This window comes from Pseudarthrobacter sp. PH31-O2 (assembly GCF_030063265.1).
Taxonomy (GTDB): Bacteria; Actinomycetota; Actinomycetes; order Actinomycetales; family Micrococcaceae; genus Arthrobacter.
Genome location: NZ_JASIST010000012.1, coordinates 24476 through 43497, shown reverse-complemented (window position 1 = coordinate 43497; position 19022 = coordinate 24476). Strand labels below are relative to the sequence as shown.

Below are 19022 nucleotides of genomic sequence, written 5' to 3'. Positions count from 1 at the left end.
GTCCGGTGTAAGACTGGGAAGTTGCGGCGCAGTCCGTGGAACGTAAAAAAGCCGAGGGAGCCAGGATGACAAGCAGCGCAGAACAGACCCCAGCCAAGATCCCCCAGCGGGTTATTTGGCTGGCAGTCGCGGGGGCGGTGGGCGGATTCCTCTTCGGCTTCGATTCCTCCGTGGTCAACGGCGCCGTCGACGCCATCAAGAACGAGTTTGCCCTCAGCGAGGCCGTGACCGGCTTCGCGGTGGCCGTGGCGCTTCTGGGCTGTGCCGCCGGTGCTTACCTGGCCGGCAAGATCGCCGACCGCTACGGGCGCATCCCCGCCATGAAGCTCGGTGCGCTGCTATTCCTGGTCAGCGCGATCGGGACCGGTTTCGCCTTCAGCGTGTGGGACCTCATCTTCTGGCGGCTGGTCGGCGGCCTGGGCATCGGCCTGGCTTCGGTGATCGCCCCGGCGTACATTTCCGAAATCTCCCCGCGCCACGTCCGCGGCAGGCTGGCTTCACTGCAGCAACTCGCCATCACCACGGGTATTTTCGCTGCTCTGCTCTCAGACGCACTGTTCGCGAACTTCGCCGGCGGCGCCGCTGAAATCCTCTGGTTCGGCATCGAGGCCTGGCGCTGGATGTTCCTCGCGGCCGCCGTGCCCGCCGTCGTCTACGGCTGGATCGCCTTCACCCTGCCCGAGTCGCCGCGGTTCCTGGTGGTTCAGGGGAAGGACGAAGAAGCCCTCAGGATCTTCCGCTCCATCGCCCCGAGCGAAGACACTGACCGCCAGCTGCGGGACATCAAAAAATCCGTCGAGGAGGACCAGATCGCGGGCCAGAAGGGCTCCCTGCGCGGCAAGGCCTTCGGGCTGCAGCCCGTGGTGTGGATCGGCATCATTCTGTCCGTCCTGCAGCAATTCGTCGGCATCAACGTTATCTTCTACTACTCCACAACCCTGTGGAAGGCCGTTGGTTTCCAGGAAAAGGACTCCCTGACCATCTCCGTGGCCACCGCGGTCACGAACATCCTGGTGACGCTCGTGGCGATAGCCCTGGTGGACCGGATCGGCCGGCGGCCCATTATGCTTGCGGGTTCCATCGGGATGGCGGTCTCGCTGGGCACCATGGCCCTGGCCTTCGGTTCCGCCACCGGAACCGGAGACGCCATTTCGCTGCCGGGCGCCTGGGGGCCCGCCGCCCTGGTTGCCGCCAACGTTTTTGTGATCAGCTTCGGTGCCTCCTGGGGCCCGCTGGTCTGGGTACTGCTGGGGGAAATCTTCCCGTCCCGGATCCGTGCCCGCGCCCTGGGCCTCGCCGCGGCCGCCCAGTGGATAGCCAACTTTGCCATCACCCTGAGCTTTCCGGTCATGGCGGCAGCCTCGCTGCCCCTGACCTACGCCATGTACGCGATCTTCGCCGCGGCGTCGTTCTTCTTCGTGAAGTTCAAGGTCCCGGAGACCAACGGCATGTCCCTGGAGCACGCCGAGACCCTTTTTGTTCCGAAGGGCTCGGCGAAGGCTGCCGGAAAGGCCTGAGCCGCAGATCGCGCGGGCCGGGCAGATCTGCCCCGGACGGCAGCAAGACGCCCATGTTCCTGGGGAACATGGGCGTCTTCTGCCTCCCGGCAGAAGGCCGGGCGGGCGGTTAAATGGCGTGCGGTTCGTGCGCCGTCAAATAGCTGCGGCCGCCAAGGACTACGGCAATCGCCGCTGCCATGGCCACCGCAGCAGCGAAGAACGGCACCTGCGGCCCGAAGTTCTCGCCGAGCTGGGCAGCCGCGAACGGCGCCAGTGCGCCGCCCATCCAACGGACGAAGTTGTAGCCCGCGGACGCGACCGGCCGGGGCGAATCCGATACCCCCATCGCCAGCTCGGTGTAGATGGTGTTGTTGATGCCCAGCAGTGCGCCGGAGATCACCACAAGCACCACGACGGCGGGCACCGAGTGGCCGGCGGCCAGCCCCAAACCCACCAGGTCCAGCAGCAACAAGGCGAGCGTGCCGGTGAGGACCCGGACGGCCCCGAAGCGGTTCTGCAGCACGGGGGCCGCGAAAACCGAGAAAACAGCGACGGCGACGCCCCAGCCGAAGAAAACCCCGCCGATCCCATAAGCGTCCATCCCGAGGATAAACGGCGTGAAAGCAAGGACGGTGAAAAAGCCGTAGTTGTAGAACAAGCCGCTCGCCGCCGTCGTCCGCAGGCCCTTGTGGCCAAGAGCCAGCAGCGGATCCCGAAGCCTGACTTTCCGCGCCGGCAGCGCGGTCTTGGGCAACAAGGCCAGCAGGGCGATGAACGCGGCGGCCATCAGCACTGCCGTACCAAAGAACGGCGCCCGCCACTGCCAGCCGCCAAGAAGTGCCCCGAGCAGCGGGCCGAGCGAAATACCCAGGCCCAGGGCCGCTTCGTAGAGGATAATCGCCGTACCGGCGCCGCCGCTGGCGACCCCAACAATAACCGCCAGGGCCGTGGCTACGAACAAGGCATTGCCCAGTCCCCAGCCGGCCCGGAAGCCAATGAGCTCCCCGACGCTTTCCGAAGTACCGGACAACGACGCGAAGACAACGATCACGGCGAGCCCAATCAGCAGTGTGCGCTTCCCGCCGATGCGGGACGAGACGAAGCCGGTAATCAGCATCGCGACGGCCGTGACAAGGAAGTAGCTGGTGAAAAGCAGGGAGACTTCGCTTTGCGAGGCATCGAGGTTTTTGGCGATCGCCGGCAGGATGGGATCCACCAGGCCGATACCCATAAAGGCGAACACGGCGGCAAGGGCTGTCGCCCATACCGCCTTGGGCTGTTTGAGTAATGAGGCCTTTTCGGCTTTGAGGGTATCTTCCGCTACCGGCAGGGTGTCAGCGGGCTGGCCGTGCATGGGGTTGCTCCTAAAAAATGTCGGGAAATCGGGTTGAAAGTCAGTCCTGAAGCATCGCGTTGATCTTGCCGATAACTGGCAGCGCGGCGGCAAGGGCAGCGCGGTCGGCGTCGGAAAGCGAGGCGAGGATTCCGGCCATGGCGGTGTTCCGGCGGTGATCCCCGGAGTCGACGGCGGCGCGTCCCGCCGGGGTGAGCCGCACCCGGACCGCCCGGGAGTCGTCAGGGTCCGGCTCGCGGCGGGCCAGGCCGGCGCGTTCGAGCTTGATGATCTGTTCGGTCGCACTGGGCACCTTGACGCCGAGGTTCCGCGCAATTTCACCAACCCTGGCACCGGTGTTTTCAGCAGGAGCCGGGCCCTCCAGCAACATTTTGAGGGTGCTGAGCTGTGCGGCACTAAGCTCACCGCCGGAGTCCAGCCGGCGAACCAGGTAGACGCTGTGCCGCAGTGCCTCGCGAAAGTCCTGGGCGAGGCGGACCAAAGCGGATGTCGTCGGTTGGCTGTCGTTCATAATTAGGTAGCCTAACTGTTAGGCACCCTAACAGTCAACTCGTCCGCCGCGCCTTGACCCTTCCGGTGGGGCCCGCCGGAGCCCTCGGATAAGGACCCACTGTGATAGCGCACCGCGGGTCACGGCTGGCGTGGGCTTAAACGCCACGACGCCGGAACTCGGCTGAGTTCCGGCGTCGGCGGTGCTGCGTCGAACGAATCAAACGCCTTAGCCGGCGGCTTTGGCCTCCGCGACCAGGGCTGAGACCGCCTGGAACAGCGGGTGCTCCGGGTTTAGTCCGGTGATTTTCGCCGTTGCCTCATCGGCGCCCAAAGACGCCAGGATCTGCCCCAGCTCCACGGCTTCGGCGTCGGCCGGGTCGTTGAAGCGCAGGGCTGCTGCGATGGCGCCGAGCAGGGCCTCCGGGACGATCCCGCGCTCGGCCAGCTCCGCCGCCGGACCGATGAAGCGCTCGTGCCGGCTGAGCTTGCGCAACGGCGCCCGGCCCACGCGGTTCACAGTGTCCGGCAGGTGCGGGTTGGAAAACCGGCCCAGGATCTTTTGGACGTAGCTCTCCTGCTCATCCCGGTTGAAGCCATGCTTGGCCACCAGGAGCTCTTTGGTTTCATCCAGGACGGCACGCACGTCGGCGGCGACGTCCTGATCGGCCATGGCCTCGGAAATCTTTTCCAGGCCGCCCTGGAAACCGAAGTACGCCGCCGCGGCGTGCCCGGTGTTCACGGTGAACAGTTTCCGCTCGATGTATGGCTCCAGTTCATCCACGAAGGTCGCACCCGGAATTTCCGGCTCCTTGCCGGCAAACGGGGTCCGGTCAATAACCCATTCGTAGAACGTCTCGACAGTGACGTCCAGGCCCTGCCCTGCCGCTTGGTTGGGAACGATCCGGTCCACGGCAGTGTTCGCGAACACTGCCTTTTCATCGAGCTTGTCATCGAGCGAACCGGCGGCGCCGTCCCACCGGGCGGAGACCTCGGACTTCAAAATGTCGGTTGCGTTGATCGCGTTCTCGCACGCCATCACCTGCAGCGGAGCGAGGCCGGCCGTTCGAGCGGCGATCCCCTTGGCGATCACGGGAGCCACGAACTTGAGAATATGCGGCCCCACCGCCGTGGTGACCACGTCCGCCGTCGAGATTTCCGCGATGACCTCCGCCTCCTGGCGGGTGGAGTTCAGCGCGCGGAAATTCTCCACGGTGCGGACGGTGGGGTGTTCGCCTACCTCGTGGACCCGGTAGCTGTCGGCTGCCGCGAGGTCGGTGATGAGGTCCTCCGCAACGTCCGCAAACACCACCTCGTACCCCGCCTCGTGCAGCAGCAAGCCCACAAAGCCGCGCCCGATGTTTCCGGCTCCGAAATGAACAGCCTTCACTATGAATTAACCTTTCCGAACAGGTCCAGGATTTCCTCGACAGTGGTGGCAGCCTCGAGCTGTGCCACCTGGGCCTTGTTGGTAAAGACCTTGGCGATCGAGGACAGGATGTGCAGGTGCTCGTTGTTGATTCCGGCGACGCCAACGACGAACTTCACTTCCTTGCCGTTCCAGTCGATGCCCTCGGGGTAGCGGATCACGGAGACCGCCGACTTGATGATGTGGTCCTTGGCGGCGTTGGTACCGTGCGGTATGGCCAGGAAGCTGCCCATGTACGTCGAGACGGATTCCTCGCGCTCGTGCATGGCATCCAAGTAACCGTTGTCGACGGCGCCGCGGTCCAGCAGGAGCTTGCCGGCCTCGTCGATCGCCTGGTCCCGCGTAGTTGCGGTGCCGCTGAGCAGGACGCTCTCGGCCACCAGGATGCCGGCGGTGCCGCCGTCGGATCCGCCTTCCGGAGCCGTCGCGGCGTGCGCACCGCCCGTTGCCGGCGCCGCCTCCGGGGCCCCGGCGGTGTTGCTGTGCGAGACGAGTTCCACCACTTCGTCATACCGCGGGCTGCTCATAAAGTTGTCGACAGAGTAGTGCAGCGCTTTGCCCGTCAGCGGCCTGGCCCGTTCGGTGAGGTCCTGGTGGGTGATCACAACGTCGTAGCTGTCCGTGAGGTTGGCAATGGCGGAGTTGGTGACCTTGACGTCCGGGAAGCCGGCCGCCCTGATTTTGTTGCGCAGCACCGAAGCACCCATGGCGCTGGAGCCCATGCCGGCGTCGCAGGCGAACACAATGCTTTGGATTGGACCTGCCATCACCGCCACCCCGCCGCCGCCGATCAGCGCGGCGGAAACAGAGCTCTTTTTGCCCTTCATTTCTTCCATCCGCGACGTTGCTTCGGCCAGTTCGTCCTCGTCAGAGACTTTGCCCGTTTTGAGGATGACCGCTGCGACCAGGAAGGAGACTGCTGCTGCCAACAGGACCGAAAGGATCACACCGAAGTAGCTGTCCCGGCTGGTCTGGGCGAGGACGGCAATGATGGACCCCGGAGCCGCCGGCGCCACAAGACCGGCGTTGGTCACGGCAAGGGTGGCAATTCCCGTCATGCCGCCGGCGATCGCGGCAAGGATCAGCAGCGGACGCATCAGGACGTACGGGAAGTAGATTTCGTGGATGCCGCCGAAGAAGTGGATGATCGCAGCGCCCGGTGCCGACCCCTTGGCGAGGCCCCGGCCGAAGAACATGTAGGCCAGCAGGATGCCCAGGCCCGGGCCGGGATTAGCCTCGAGCAGGAACAGGATGGATTTTCCCTGCTCCAGGGACTGTTGGACGCCCAGCGGAGTGAGCACGCCGTGGTTGATGGCGTTGTTCAAAAAGAGCACCTTGGCCGGTTCGATAAAGATGCTGGTCAGCGGCAGGAGTCCGTTGTTGACGAGGAACTGTACTACGTTCCCGGCACCGGCGCTGAAGGCGGACACGAGCGGTGAAATGCCGTAGAAGCCCAGCAGGGCCAGCAGGGCGCCCCAAATGCCGGCGGCGAAGTTGTTCACCAGCATTTCAAAACCGGGGCGGATCTTGCCGTCCCAGAGGGCGTCGATCTTTTTTATGGTCCAGCCGCCAAGCGGGCCCATGATCATGGCGCCGATGAACATCGGGATGCCGGCGCCGACAATCACCCCCATGGTGCCGATGGCGCCAACAACGCCGCCGCGGACGTCGTAGACCATCTTCCCGCCGGTGTATCCAATCAGCAGGGGCAGCAGATAGGTGATCATCGGGCCGACGAGGCCCACATTCGGGTCCCCGTCGGCGTTGGTGCCGAAGCCACCCAACGCCGGCACGGGAAGCCAGCCCTTCTCAATGAAGAGGGCCGTGATGATGCCCCACGCAATGAACGCACCGATATTGGGCATAATCATCCCGGACAGGAATGTCCCGAATTTTTGCACGTGCACGCGTGCGCTGGTGCGGGGTTTTGCAACTGTATCTGTTGCCATGTGGTTTCCTAAACGTCACTCCTGCGACAGCGCAGGATGGGTGAATGTGGCGCGGATCAGCCTTTGGCGCTGGTGGAGATCCGGTGGAGCCATTCGAGGAAGAGCTTGAGTTCTGAGCTGGAGAGCTGCGCCGGATCCGAGGACTGGAGTGCGGCGTTCAGGGCGATCGCAGCCACCACCACGGAGGACTCCCCGGAGGAACCGGGCCCGGAGGCCTTGGCCTTGTCCGTGGAGACGGCAAAGACCATGGCATCCCGCGTCATCGCGGACAGCTCAAGGTTTCGGTCGGCAGCACGCTCGGAGATCAGCATCAGCGTAACCCCCACGGTTGCGGCCAGAATGCTTCTGGCAGCCTCCCGCGGGGGAACGTTCAGGTGACCCATCACAGCGGCAGTGGTGAGCAGCTCCTCCATCAGCGCCTCGGCATCAGCGATGACCGCGGGGCGGCTTTCCGGACGGATGTTGCCGAACATCACCAGGTAGAGCTCGGGGTTAGCGAGCCCAAAGTGCACATGGTTGTCCCACATGCGCCGGATATCCTCCATCGGCTGTCCGGACGGGGCGAAATCACGTTCGCCCGCAACATAGGCTCTGAAACCCTCCGTAATAACGGCGTCAAAGAGCCCTTCTTTGTCACCGAAGTGGTGATACAGCGTCGGTGCAGTCACGCGTGCAGCCTGCGTGATCTGGCGCGTCGAGATCGATCCGCCAGCCGACGTGGCGAGCAATTCGGCGGCCGCCTGCAGCAGCCGCGTCTTCGGCGGCAACTCGCCATTCACACTCATACGCGCTAGCCTAGCATCTATAGCAACGCTATATGAAGTGCATCACATACACTTTTCAAGAACGCAGATTTACGGCAGCAACAACAGCGCTAGGCAGCTGCTGCCCCGGCCCGCAGGTGTTCCGACGGGCACGGCTGCCGTCAGAGAATGAGGACCTTCAATGCAGAACTTCCCAGGAGTAGGCGTCAGCCCCGGCCGCATCATCGGACCCGTTCGCCAAATGCCCAAACCAGTCAGCGAACCACCCGCCGGGGAGCAGCTCCCGGCCGGGGTCACGGCCGAGGAGGCGACAGCGGCCCTGAAGACTGCCGCTAGGGCCGTGCACGATGTGCTGAAGGCCCGCGCCGAGACCGTCAGCGGCGACGGGAAGGCAGTCCTGGAGGCAACAGCACTGATGGCGACGGACACCATGCTTCTGAAATCCGCCGCCAAGCTGATCGGCCGCGGCACCTCCGGCCAACGGGCCATCTGGGAAGCCGGCGCTTCCGTCTCGGAAATGCTGCATAACCTGGGCGGCTACATGGCCGAACGCGCTACTGACGTCCTGGACGTCCGCGCCCGCATCGTCGCCGAGCTGCGCGGCGTCCCCGCCCCGGGCATCCCAAACTCCCCCACCCCGTTTATCCTGATCGCCGAAGACCTCGCCCCGGCGGACACCGCGACCCTGGATCCGGATAAGATTCTGGCCCTGCTCACGGCCGGCGGCGGACCGCAGTCCCACACGGCGATCATCGCCCGCTCACTGGGCCTGCCCGCCATCGTTGCCGCCGCCGGCGTCGACCGGATTTCGGACGGCACCGAGGTCTACGTGGACGGCGCCGCCGGCCTGATCACCGTGGACCCGGACGACTCCCAGCGGGCCGCCGCCGAACACTGGGCTGCCACCGCGTCGCTGCTGGCGGACTTCGACGGAACGGGTGCCACGGCGGACGGCCACCTGGTGCCGCTGCTCGCCAACGTCGGCGGGGCCAAGGATGCCGTGGCCGCCGCGAAGCTCAATGCCCAGGGTGTGGGACTGTTCCGGACCGAGTTTTGCTTCCTGGAACGCGACACCGAACCCACAGTTGACGAACAGGCCGCCGCGTACCAGGGCGTCTTTGCTGCCTTCCCCGGCAAGAAGGTTGTGCTCCGAACCCTCGACGCCGGCGCTGACAAGCCGCTGCCTTTCCTTACCGACGCCACCGAACCGAACCCTGCCCTCGGTGTCCGCGGCTACCGCACCGATTTCACCACACCGGGTGTACTGGAACGGCAGTTGCAGGCCATTGCCAGGGCCGAACAGGAATCCGAGGCGGACGTGTGGGTCATGGCGCCGATGATTTCCACCGCCGAGGAGGCCGCCCGCTTCGCCACCCTGTGCGCCGAGGCCGGAATCAAAACCCCCGGGGTCATGGTCGAGGTCCCGTCCGCGGCGCTCACCGCCGAGGCCATCCTTCGCGAGGTGGCCTTCGCGAGCCTGGGTACCAACGACCTCACGCAGTACGCGATGGCAGCCGACCGCCAGCTGGGGCCGCTCGCAGGGCTCAACACACCCTGGCAGCCTGCCGTGCTTCGACTGGTGGGCCTAACCGTTGAAGGTTCCGTCGCGGAGGGCCACCGCAAGCCGGTCGGCGTTTGCGGCGAGGCCGCAGCGGACCCTGCCCTCGCCGTCGTCCTGACCGGGCTTGGCGTCTCGACCTTGTCCATGACGGCCCGGTCCCTGGCAGCAGTGGCCGCGGTGCTGAAGACTGTCACCCTGGCCGAGGCACAGGAACTCGCCAAACTTGCCCTCTCCGCGCCGAGCGCCACCGAGGCCCGCGCCTGGGTCCGGGCGAAGCTGCCCGTCCTGGAAGAACTGGGGCTCTAGCGCCGCAGCAGGGCTAAGGCAATGCAGGGCCGGCCCGGGGCGCTAGGATGCAGTCCATGACACTGATTGCCCCCCGGGTGGCCGCCCCCCTTCTCGCTGAGGACGCGCAGAAACTCCGGTACGCCCTCAACGGCAGCGACGACATTACGGTCTTTGTTGACGGCACCGTGCACCGGCTGCCGGACCAGGCGCGGGACGCCGTTGTGGACTTACTGGCGCGCTTCAGCCGGGGCGAAGCCGTCACGGTGGGCAGCGTGGCGGAAATGCTGACCACGTCCCGGGCAGCCGAGCTGGCCGGAATCTCGCACACCTACCTGCGGAACTTGACGGACCGCGGCGAAATCCCGGTGGAGTACCGGGGCACGCACCGGCGGATCCGGCTCGCCGACATTATGGCCTGGTTGGATAAGCAGAAGAAGAACAGTACCGCCGACGGCGTTGCGCACCACGGACGTGACGACGCCTCGGAAGGTTCGTGACGCGGTGATAAGGATCAAACAACGATCCCGCCTCCGCGCGGAAACGCGGATAACACCGGGGTTACGCTTGGATTGTGGCTAAGTTCAGAGGGTGGCACATCGTGGCTGGCATTGCCGCCATGGTGCTTACCGGCATCCTCGGAAACGCCATGGGACTGAACTACACGGCCGACTTTATGGCCAGCTGCGTGGCGTTTGTCGCCGTTTCCATGTGGATGGACAGTCGGATCTCCCGCCGCAGGGGCAGGGCCGCGCGGGCATCAGCTGCTGCCGCCGACGGTGGTCCCGGCCCCGAATCGGAGCATCCGGCCGAGGCCGAGCGGCCCGAACGCGAGGGCCGCGGCAGCTAGGACTCCGCCGGCTAGATCCTGGGGCGGCCGGCCCAGCGCCGGGCCTTGAGTGCCGAGTGAAGTTCCAGCCGCACCATCCCCTTGAGCGGGTCGACACCGAGCAGCTGCCGAATCCGGCCGAGCCGGTTATAGATGCTGCTCCGGTGCAGGTGGAGCTTGTCCGCGACGCCCTGGACTGAACCGTCATTGTCATAAAAGAGTTCCAGCACCGGCAGCAGCTCATGGTTCCGGTCATGGTCTTCCAGGAGCCGGAAGTAGACCGAGCCCGCGTCCGCCCACGCCCCCGCTCCTCCGCCGGCAGAGGCCAGCAGCTGGTAAATGCCGGTGGCTCGGCAGTCCACGAGCTCACCCAGTTGGGGATCCACCGATGCCGCCTGCGCGGCCTGCCGGGACTGGCGGTATGCGTCAGCGAGTTCGCGCGGCCGCGCGAAGCTCTCGGAAGTCCCCAGGATAATCCTGCGCACCGGCCGGCCCGCTCGTTTGGCCAGCTCCAACTGGTAGTGGACCAGAACCTGGGCGTGGTCTGCCCGGCCGGTTGATGCCCTGAACAACACAACGGCGTGGGTCTCGGTGCCGGCGCTGAACAGGGCCGAATCCACACCGATAGTGGCCTGCAGGGCGGCGGAGCGGTGAATCAGCGTGGCGGCGATCGGATCCGAGCCTTCCGCCCAGCCGTCAGCGTCAAGCACCGTCACGAGTTGCCAGGGGCCGCGGCCCTGTACTTCCTTCCAGCCCGCCACTGCCGCGACGGCGTTGGACTCGCCCCGGCAGGCGGCCAGGAACTCCTGTTCGCGGCGGCGGCGGAACTCGGATTCGGCGGTATTGGAGTCCAACAGCAGCGCCGAAAGCTCCTCCAGCTCACGGGCCACATCCGGCAGCTGGCCAAGAACCGACACCGCGTTCGGCTCCGCCGAGTCCAGCTGGACCCAGAGGTAGCCAACCCGGAAGCCCCGCACCAGGAGGGGCACGCAGACGCGGCCCAGCATGCCGAGCTCTTCGTTGGCCGCGACCACCACAGGGCGCACCGCCGTCGCGATCCCGTGCGAGAGCTGCCAGGCGCTGACGTCCAGCGGGACGCGTTTGCTGAGCAGGAAGTTCACCCGGACCCGGTCAGCGTGGGACTGGTTGGAGCTGTAGGCAAGCAGCAGGCCGTCCAGATCCTCGAGTGAGAGGCCGCGGCCCAGTTTCAGTGCCACATGCTCCACGAGCTGTTCGACATCCTGCTGCTGCATCCTGCCAGACTACTGCCGGCACCTCGCCTCCGGAGAACCCGGGGACCACCAGTGCCAACGGACAGCAGGCGACACCTGACGCTTTGCCGTTCGACAAATGTCCAGCCGCCAAATTGAAAAGACCCGGATTCCCGGGGGCAGCCGCCACTGCTGCCCGACTTCTCCTGTCGTTTGCCTCACAGCGGGATTTATTCTGGAAGTACTACTTCCCCGCATTCACCCGGGCCCATAAGGCCCCCAGCACTGGAGCCCACACATGATCATCGGTGTCCCGAAAGAAATCAAAAACAACGAATTCCGCGTCGCCATTACTGCTGCCGGCGTCCACGAGTTCCGCACCCACGGCCATTCGGTCCTGGTGGAACGCGGCGCAGGCCTGGGCTCGGGCATCACGGACGAGGAATACGCGATCGCCGGTGCCGAGATCGTCGCCGACGCCGATGACGTCTGGGCCCGCGCGGACATGGTCATGAAGGTCAAGGAACCGGTCAAGGCTGAATATCACCGTTTCCGCAAGGACCTGATCCTCTTCACCTACCTGCACCTCGCGGCCGAGCCGGAGCTGACCCAGGAACTCATCAACACCGGCGTCACCGCCATCGCCTATGAGACCGTCCAGGAGGGCCGCACGCTGCCGCTGCTCGCCCCGATGTCCGAGGTTGCCGGCCGCCTGTCCGTCCAGGTGGGCGCCACTTCGCTGATGGCACCGGCCGGCGGCAAGGGTGTGCTGCTCGGCGGCGTTCCGGGCGTCCGCCCGGCCAAGGTTGTTGTCCTGGGCGCCGGTGTTGCCGGCACCAATGCCGCCGCGATGGCCCTGGGCCTCGGCGCCGACGTCACCATCCTGGATATCAACATCAACCGTTTGCGTGAACTGGACGCCCAGTACCAGGGCCGCCTGAAGACCGTGGCCTCCAACGCCTACGAGATTGAGAAGTCCGTCGTCGACGCCGACCTCGTGATCGGCTCGGTGCTGATCCCGGGCGCCAAGGCCCCCAAGCTGGTCACGAACGAGCTCGTCTCCCGGATGAAGCCCGGTTCCGTGCTGGTCGACATCGCGGTGGACCAGGGCGGCTGCTTCGAGGACACTCACCCCACCACGCACCAGGAGCCGACGTACAAGGTGCACAACACCATCTTCTACTGCGTCGCCAACATGCCCGGCGCCGTCCCGAACACGTCCACGTACGCGCTGACCAACGTCACCCTGCGCTACGCCGTCTCGCTTGCCAACCTGGGCGTCAAGGCCGCGTTTGAGCGGGACGGCGCCCTTGCCGCCGGCCTGAACATCGCAGGAGGCAAGGTGGCGCACCGCTCGGTCTCCGAGGCGCACAACCTGCCCCTCGTCACCGACTGGCACCAGCTGGTCTCCGCGTAGCACCAGCTTCCGGACAACGGCAGCCATCCTTCCCGTGGATGGCTGCCGTTGTCCGTTTAATCCGCCAGCGCCCGGGCCTGCTCGATCAGCCGCAGCACCTCAACCGGCCCCGCCGGATCCACGGGGAGGGGCAGCACGGAGGCGGCCCCGCCGTCGTTGATCTTCGCCGCCAGGATCCGGTAAAACTCCGGGTAGGCGCCACGCTTGGTGGGCAGCCGATCCACGTGGCCGTCCCGCCCGAACAGCCCGGCCCAGTCCCGGTCCTCAACGCCGTAGTCCGGGTCCAGCGGGCTGCCGCCGGCCACAATAAACGGCTCCTGCGGGTCCACTCCGTGTTTGGTGAAGCCGCCGCCACTGCCCAGGATCCGGAAACGTGGCCCCTGCTGGGCGCAGAGCATATTCATCCACAGGTGGCTCGTCACCCCGGATTCGTGCTGCAGGGCGAGGAACACATCATCGTCGGTCTTCTCCGCTGGCCGCCGCGCCGCCAGTTCGGCGTGGGTGACCTCGGCGGGACCGAACAACTGCACGGCCTGGTCCAGCAGGTGCGTGCCCAAGTCGAACAGCACCCCTCCGCCCTCGTCCGCCGTCGCGGCCGCTTTCCAGGCTTTCGACACAAGCGGGGACCAGCGTTCGAAGCGGGATTCGAACCGCGTCACGGCTCCGAGGGCAGCACTGTCCAGCAGGCCGCGGACGGTCAGGTAGTCGCCGTCCCAGCGCCGGTTTTGAAAAACGGTGAGCACCCGTCCCAGTCGCGCGGCCAGCCGGATAAGCTCCCGCCCGTCGGCGCTGCGCACCGTAAACGGTTTGTCCACGACGACGTCGAGCCCGGCCTCCAGTGCGGCCCTCGCGAGCGGATAATGGGTGGCCGGCGGGGTGCCCAGGACCAGCAGATCCAGTTCGCCGGCCAGCCCGAGGATGTCCGCCGGGGTGTCGACAATCCGGGCGCCGGGGTACCGGGTGGCGGCAGCGGACTGCCTGCCGGCGTCGGAGGTGGCGATCACAGCGACGGAGAAGGCCGGGTCTGCCGCGAGCAGCGGTGCGTGGAAGATACTGCCGGAGAGGCCGAAGCCGGCAACGGCGGTGCGGATAGGACCTGTCGAGTCGGTGGACATGGCTCCACGTTACCTTTGCCCACTCACCCGACGCTCCCTCAGATTTCGCAGAAATTCAGGCGACGCTCCCTCTAAAGGTGAGGGAGCGTCGCCCAAAAAGCTGCTAAAGGTGAGGGAGCGTCTGCAGGGGAGGTGGGGTTACTTCTTTTCCCAGCCCAGGGTGGTCCAGTCCGGAACCTGGGACAGGCTCTTGAACAGGGACGGACCGTAGTTGGCCAGGCCGGTGCGCACGAAGGAGATCTGCGGCCCGTTCATCACAACACCCATGGAGAAGTATTTCTCCATGTGCTTCTTCTCAACCTCCATGGCCGCCTTGTTGCGCTCGGCGTTGTCTTCAATGGAGGAGAGCTTCTTGATCTCGGCGTCCAGTTCAGCGTCGCCGAGTTCGTTTTCGTTCGTTTTGGAATCGTAGAACTGCTTGACGGCGTCGGTCGTATCCGCGCCGACGGTGTAGCCGGAGACGCTCATATAGAAGTCGCGGCTGCCCAGGACCTTGCCGAAGTCGGCCGAAGCGCGCTGGTCGATGCCGACATCCATGCCGCCGTCCTTAAGCTGCTTCTGCAGGGTCTGTGCGAAGGCCAAGGTGGTGGGGTCATCACCGAAGTTGCTGATCTTGAAGGCGGCGGGGACGCCGTCCTTTTCCATCACACCCGCTGCGTTGGCAGTGTAGCCGGCGTCGGTCAGGACCTTCTTGGCGGCGTCAGGGCCGGTTTCCTTGACGGGGTAGTTGTCCTGGTAGTACTTGGAGAACGGCAGCAGCATCATTGATCCTGAGCTTTCCTCTTCCCAGTTCAGGCCATTAAAGCGGACCTTACGGAGGGCTTCGCGGTCAACGGCGGTGAAGATCGCCTTGCGGATCGCGACGTCGGTCATCGGCGCCTTCTGCGCGTTCAGGTTCAAGCCGCCGGCGAAGAGGCGCTGGCCGCGGCGGACCTCGGAGTCCTTGGTACCGTCGAGCTGCTTGTACGGGGTGACGGTATTTGCGGAGACACCGTCGATTTCGCCGTTCTTGAAGGCGGCAATCTGGGCGCTGGTCTCAAGCTGGCGGAAGACGACTTTGTCCAGGACCGGCTTGGTGCCCCACCACTTGTCGTTCTGGGCGAGCGTGACCGTCTTGGCGGCGCTGTCGTACTGGTCCAGCTTGAACGGCCCGGCCATCCATTCCGGGTGCATCTCCCCGGTGAAGCCCTCGTTGAAGAGTGCCGGGGTGTTCACAGCCGGGTGGACAAAACCGGTGAAGAGCGCATCCAGCGGGTACACCGGCTGGGTGGTGGTAACAACAACTTCCTTGGGGCTGGAACCGGCCTTGACGGAGTCCACGAACTCGTAGGCGCCGGAGCTGACGACGTCGATGTCCTTGTTTTCGCCCTTGAGCATGTTCCAGGTGTTCTCGAAGGTCTTTACGTCGATGGGGGTGCCGTCGTTGTAGCTGGCCTTTTCGTTGACCTTGATGGTGATGGTCTGGTTGCCGTCCTTGACCTCACTCTTGACGTCTTCGCAGAAGTTCTTGTTCGGCGTGGCGGTGCCGTCGAAGTCAAAGTTCCAGCAACCCCACGTGCCGGCCTCGTCGATCGGGCGGTGCAGGGCGGTGTTGTCCGCGCTGTTGCCGTTGTTGGAGAAGCCGTTGAAGTCCGGGCCGATGTTGCCCAGCGGCAGCGTGACCGTGCCACCCGGCTGCAGGTCCTTGGCATCCTTGGCATTGATGCTGACCAGTTTGGCCAAGTCACTTCCCGATTCCTGGCCTTTGGCTGCGTCCGGGCCCTTGGCGGCACCGCCCCCGCCGCAAGCGGTCAGCGCAAGCGCTGCGGCGACGGCGGTAATGCCGCCGATCTTGGTCAGATTCTTCATGTGTTCCCCTTCATTCATTTGGTGCGAGTTCTGCTGAGTGAGACTGGTAACTCAGGTGGTTTCGTGGACAACAAGCATGTCCGCGTCCAGGTCGCCGTCCGGATAGAAGCAGGCGAATTGCTGGTCTGTGGGGGCCGCAGCGGCGGCCGGTGTTGCTGTTGCCGCCGGCATCCCGTGCCGTCCGGCGTCCGCCGCCGGCACAACGGTGGCCAGCGCCGGTTCCAGCGTCAGGCATTTCTCCTGCTTGGCCGGTGGCAGTGCCGCAAACACCGGGCAGCGGGTGGCGAAGTTGCACCCTGCCGGAGCTTCGAGCGGCGAGGGCAGGTCCCCCCGCAGGATGATACGTTCCCGGGTGCGTTCCACGCCGGGGTCCGGGACCGGAATCGCGGAGAGCAGGGCCCGGGTGTACGGGTGCCGCGGGTTGTCGAACACGCTGTCCACGTCCCCGATTTCCACGATCTTGCCCAGATACATCACGGCCACACGGTTGGAGATGTGCCGCACCACGGACAGGTCGTGGGCCACCATCAGGTAGCTCAGTCCGAGTTCGGCGCGGAGCTGGTCCAGGAGGTTGATAACACCGGCCTGGACTGACACGTCCAGAGCGGATACCGGCTCGTCCAGGACTACCAGTTTGGGATTCACGGCAAGGGCCCGCGCGATGCCGATCCGCTGCCGCTGGCCGCCGGAGAACTGGTTGGGGAAGCGGTTGACGTGATCGGGCTGGAGGCCCACGAGTTCCATCAGCTCCATGATCCGCTCCCGGATCCGGGGCTTGGCCATGCCGGCATTTTCAAGCGGTTCGGACAATACCTCAAAGACGGTGAAGCGGGGGTCGAGGGCGCCGGTTGGGTCCTGGAACACCATCTGCAGTTCCTTGCGCATGGCGCTTTTGGTTTTGGCGTTGGAGGCTTCCTTGTTGCTGAGGCCGCCGATGACCACCTCGCCGTCCTGGTCCTTGTGGAATTCCATGATTTCCAGCAACGTCGTGGTCTTTCCGCAGCCGGACTCGCCGACGATCGAGAAGCACTCCCCCTCGCGGATGTCGAAGCTCAACCCGTCGACAGCCTTGACAGTGCCGATCCGGCGCTTGAGCAAGGCCCCCTTCATCAGCGGGAAGTGCTTCTTGACGTCCCTGAGCTCCAGCACGGTCCGGCGCTGTTCGCGCGGGATCGCGTCGAAGCGGGAGACCGGCACCGCCGGAGCCCGGAAGATCTCATGGACGTCCACTTCGAGGCCCAAAGAGTCGGTCTTGATACAGGCGGCCAGGTGCGGCAGGCCGCCGGTCTGGTTGTCCCCGGCGACCGGCCACAGCTCCGGCTCGCCCTGCAGGCAGGCATCGCTGGCTAGTGGGCAGCGCGGCGCGAAAGAACAACCCGTGGGGGTGTGGATGAGGTTCGGCGGGATGCCCTCGATCGGCACCAGCGAGGACTTCGCGGCCGTGTCGACGCGTGGCACTGCGCCCAGCAAGCCCATTGTGTAGGGCATTCGCGGGTTGTAGTAGATCTCGTCAACGCTGCCGGTTTCCACGGGTTTGCCGGCATACATCACCATGATGTCGTCCGCCATGCCGGCGACCACGCCGAGGTCGTGTGTGATCATCACAACGGCGGCGCCGGTTTCCTCCTGCGCGGTGTGGAGGACTTCAAGGACCTGCGCCTGGATGGTGACGTCGAGCGCCGTCGTCGGTTCATCGGCGATCAGCACGCGGGGGTTGTTCGCGATGGCGATGGCGATCATCACACGCTGGCGCATACCGCCGGAGAACTCATGCGGGAAGGCCTTGAGCCGGTCCTTCGGGCTGGGAATACCCACCATGCCCAGCAGTTCGACGGCGCGCGCTTCCTTGGCCTGCCGGCTCATGGTGGGGTTGTGGACGGTCAGCGCTTCGACGATCTGGTTGCCCACCGAGTAGACCGGCGTCAGGGAGGACAACGGGTCCTGGAAGACCATGGCGATTTCGTTGCCGCGGTACTGGCACATGGCCTTGTCACTGAGACCCAGCAGTTCGGTGCCCTGGAGCCGGACCGAACCGGTGATCTCGGCCGTCGGGGGCAGCAGGCCCATGATTGCCATGGAGGTGACGGACTTTCCGGAGCCGGACTCGCCCACGATGCCCAGCGTCTTGCCGGCCCTGAGGTCAAAGTCGATGCCACGGACGGCGTGCACCACCCCGTTCTCCGTGTTGAAGCGCACCTTCAGGTCCCGGACGGAGAGCACCGCGTCCGCGGGCCCGTGCAGCCCGGCAACATGCAGACGCTCGACGGCGGAGAGGTCGGCCGATTCGGGGCTGGCGGTCATTTCGTGGCTCATGTGGTCTTCTTCTTCTTGGCATTGCCAACGGAGCTGGAGCTGGGATCGAATGCGTCGCGCAAGCCGTCGTTCATCATGGCAAGCGAACCGGTCAGCAGGAACATCACGGTCAGCGGGACCCAAAACATCCACGGGAAGGTGGAGACCTGGGAGGTGGCCTGCCCGATCAGCACACCCAGGCTGACATCCGGGACCTTGATGCCGATACCGATGAAGGAGAAGGCAACCTCGGCCAGGATCGCCCCGGTGATGCCGCGGGTGATGTCCAGGACCAGCAGCGAGCCGATGTTCGGGACCAGGTGCCGCCAAACGATCCGCCGAGGCGGGATCCCCATGTACTGGGCGGCCTTGACGAAGTCGCGTGACATCAGGGACATCGAGAGCGAGCGGATGAGGCGGGCGGTTCCCATCCAGCTGAAGACCAGCAGGACGATAATCAGCAGCAGCCAACTCGGCAAGGACTGCTGCAGTCCGATGCCGCCACCGCTCGTGGCCACGGCGACGACCAGCAGCGCCGGCATCATGATCAGGGCTTCGAGGATGAACAGCATCACCTTGTCCACCTTCCCGCCGAAATAGGCCATGGTGCAGCCGTACACGGCGGCGATCAGCACGGAGACGAGGCCAACGACGAGGCCGATCAGGATGGAGATCCGGGTGCCCTCCACGGTCAGGGCGTAGAGGTCGATCCCGGCCTGGGAGGTACCAAGCAGGTGTTCGGACGACGGCGGCATTCCAATGTTGAACGCATCGATAGTCTCCTTGTCCCAGCTGGTGAAGAAGCCGCCAATGAAGGAGAACAGCGTCAGGGCCAAGAAGACGGCCAGGCCAACGACGGCTGTTTTGTTCCGCAGGAAGCGGCGAAGGATGATCGAGGACTTCGCGATGACAACATCGCTGTTTTCGATCTTCGCCTCGCTGGCAACGGCGGCCGGGTCGGTCGTATTGAGGTTTGTCAT

Annotated in this window: 15 protein-coding genes; 5 read left to right on the top strand and 10 right to left on the bottom strand. The window is 65.2% G+C overall.

Features of this window, described 5'->3' with window-relative positions; genetic code table 11:
• Positions 1–65 precede the first annotated feature (65 nt).
• Positions 66–1517 carry a sugar porter family MFS transporter gene (locus QMG72_RS15995; protein WP_226775819.1) on the top strand — a complete coding sequence of 484 codons (1452 nt, stop codon included), beginning with the start codon at positions 66–68 and terminating at the stop codon, positions 1515–1517.
• Positions 1518–1626: 109 nt separating this feature from the next.
• On the opposite strand, the gene QMG72_RS15990 is transcribed toward QMG72_RS15995, so the two are convergent.
• The 5 genes from QMG72_RS15990 to QMG72_RS15970 form a co-directional block, all read right to left on the bottom strand.
• Positions 1627–2853: an MFS transporter gene (locus QMG72_RS15990; protein WP_282359993.1), complete on the bottom strand. Its 1227-nt coding sequence runs from the start codon at positions 2851–2853 to the stop codon at positions 1627–1629.
• A gap of 40 nt (positions 2854–2893) precedes the next feature.
• Positions 2894–3364 (bottom strand): MarR family winged helix-turn-helix transcriptional regulator, encoded by a 471-nt coding sequence (locus tag QMG72_RS15985; RefSeq protein WP_283481040.1) that lies wholly within the window; start codon positions 3362–3364, stop codon positions 2894–2896.
• A 207-nt stretch (positions 3365–3571) separates the two neighbouring features.
• Positions 3572–4732 (bottom strand): mannitol-1-phosphate 5-dehydrogenase, encoded by a 1161-nt coding sequence (locus tag QMG72_RS15980; protein ID WP_283481039.1) that lies wholly within the window; start codon positions 4730–4732, stop codon positions 3572–3574.
• On the bottom strand, positions 4732–6720 hold the full coding sequence (locus QMG72_RS15975; RefSeq protein WP_283481037.1) for a PTS mannitol transporter subunit IICBA: 1989 nt from the start codon (positions 6718–6720) through the stop codon (positions 4732–4734). The genes QMG72_RS15980 and QMG72_RS15975 overlap by 1 nt, the downstream gene beginning before the upstream one ends.
• A 56-nt stretch (positions 6721–6776) precedes the next feature.
• Positions 6777–7505, bottom strand: coding sequence for a TetR/AcrR family transcriptional regulator (locus tag QMG72_RS15970; protein WP_226775824.1), 729 nt, complete (start codon positions 7503–7505; stop codon positions 6777–6779).
• Between the two features lie 160 nt (positions 7506–7665).
• On the opposite strand from QMG72_RS15970, the gene ptsP reads away from it, so the two are divergent.
• The 3 genes from ptsP to QMG72_RS15955 all read left to right on the top strand — a co-directional run bounded on the left by ptsP (position 7666) and on the right by QMG72_RS15955 (position 10180).
• Positions 7666–9351 carry a phosphoenolpyruvate--protein phosphotransferase gene (ptsP, locus tag QMG72_RS15965; protein WP_283481036.1) on the top strand — a complete coding sequence of 562 codons (1686 nt, stop codon included), beginning with the start codon at positions 7666–7668 and terminating at the stop codon, positions 9349–9351.
• Between the two features lie 56 nt (positions 9352–9407).
• A complete protein-coding gene (locus QMG72_RS15960; protein ID WP_283481034.1) occupies positions 9408–9830 on the top strand; it encodes a helix-turn-helix domain-containing protein in 423 nt (140 codons plus the stop codon).
• A gap of 74 nt (positions 9831–9904) precedes the next feature.
• Entirely contained in the window at positions 9905–10180 is a 276-nt protein-coding gene (locus tag QMG72_RS15955) for a hypothetical protein (protein WP_226775665.1), read from the top strand.
• A gap of 11 nt (positions 10181–10191) precedes the next feature.
• On the opposite strand, the gene QMG72_RS15950 is transcribed toward QMG72_RS15955, so the two are convergent.
• Positions 10192–11412: a PucR family transcriptional regulator gene (locus QMG72_RS15950; protein WP_283481032.1), complete on the bottom strand. Its 1221-nt coding sequence runs from the start codon at positions 11410–11412 to the stop codon at positions 10192–10194.
• Positions 11413–11668: 256 nt separating this feature from the next.
• Between QMG72_RS15950 and ald the strand changes: the two genes are divergently transcribed.
• Positions 11669–12787, top strand: coding sequence for an alanine dehydrogenase (gene ald / locus QMG72_RS15945; protein WP_226775663.1), 1119 nt, complete (start codon positions 11669–11671; stop codon positions 12785–12787).
• Positions 12788–12843: 56 nt separating this feature from the next.
• On the opposite strand, the gene QMG72_RS15940 is transcribed toward ald, so the two are convergent.
• The 4 genes from QMG72_RS15940 to QMG72_RS15925 form a co-directional block, all read right to left on the bottom strand.
• Positions 12844–13902 carry a Gfo/Idh/MocA family protein gene (locus QMG72_RS15940; RefSeq protein ID WP_283481030.1) on the bottom strand — a complete coding sequence of 353 codons (1059 nt, stop codon included), beginning with the start codon at positions 13900–13902 and terminating at the stop codon, positions 12844–12846.
• A gap of 138 nt (positions 13903–14040) precedes the next feature.
• Positions 14041–15750 (bottom strand): ABC transporter family substrate-binding protein, encoded by a 1710-nt coding sequence (locus QMG72_RS15935; RefSeq protein ID WP_283481028.1) that lies wholly within the window; start codon positions 15748–15750, stop codon positions 14041–14043.
• A gap of 51 nt (positions 15751–15801) precedes the next feature.
• Positions 15802–18063, bottom strand: a complete 2262-nt coding sequence (locus QMG72_RS15930) for a dipeptide ABC transporter ATP-binding protein (protein WP_283481026.1) — start codon at positions 18061–18063, stop codon at positions 15802–15804.
• A complete protein-coding gene (locus QMG72_RS15925; RefSeq protein ID WP_283481024.1) occupies positions 18060–19022 on the bottom strand; it encodes an ABC transporter permease in 963 nt (320 codons plus the stop codon). Before QMG72_RS15925 ends, QMG72_RS15930 begins: the two co-directional genes overlap by 4 nt.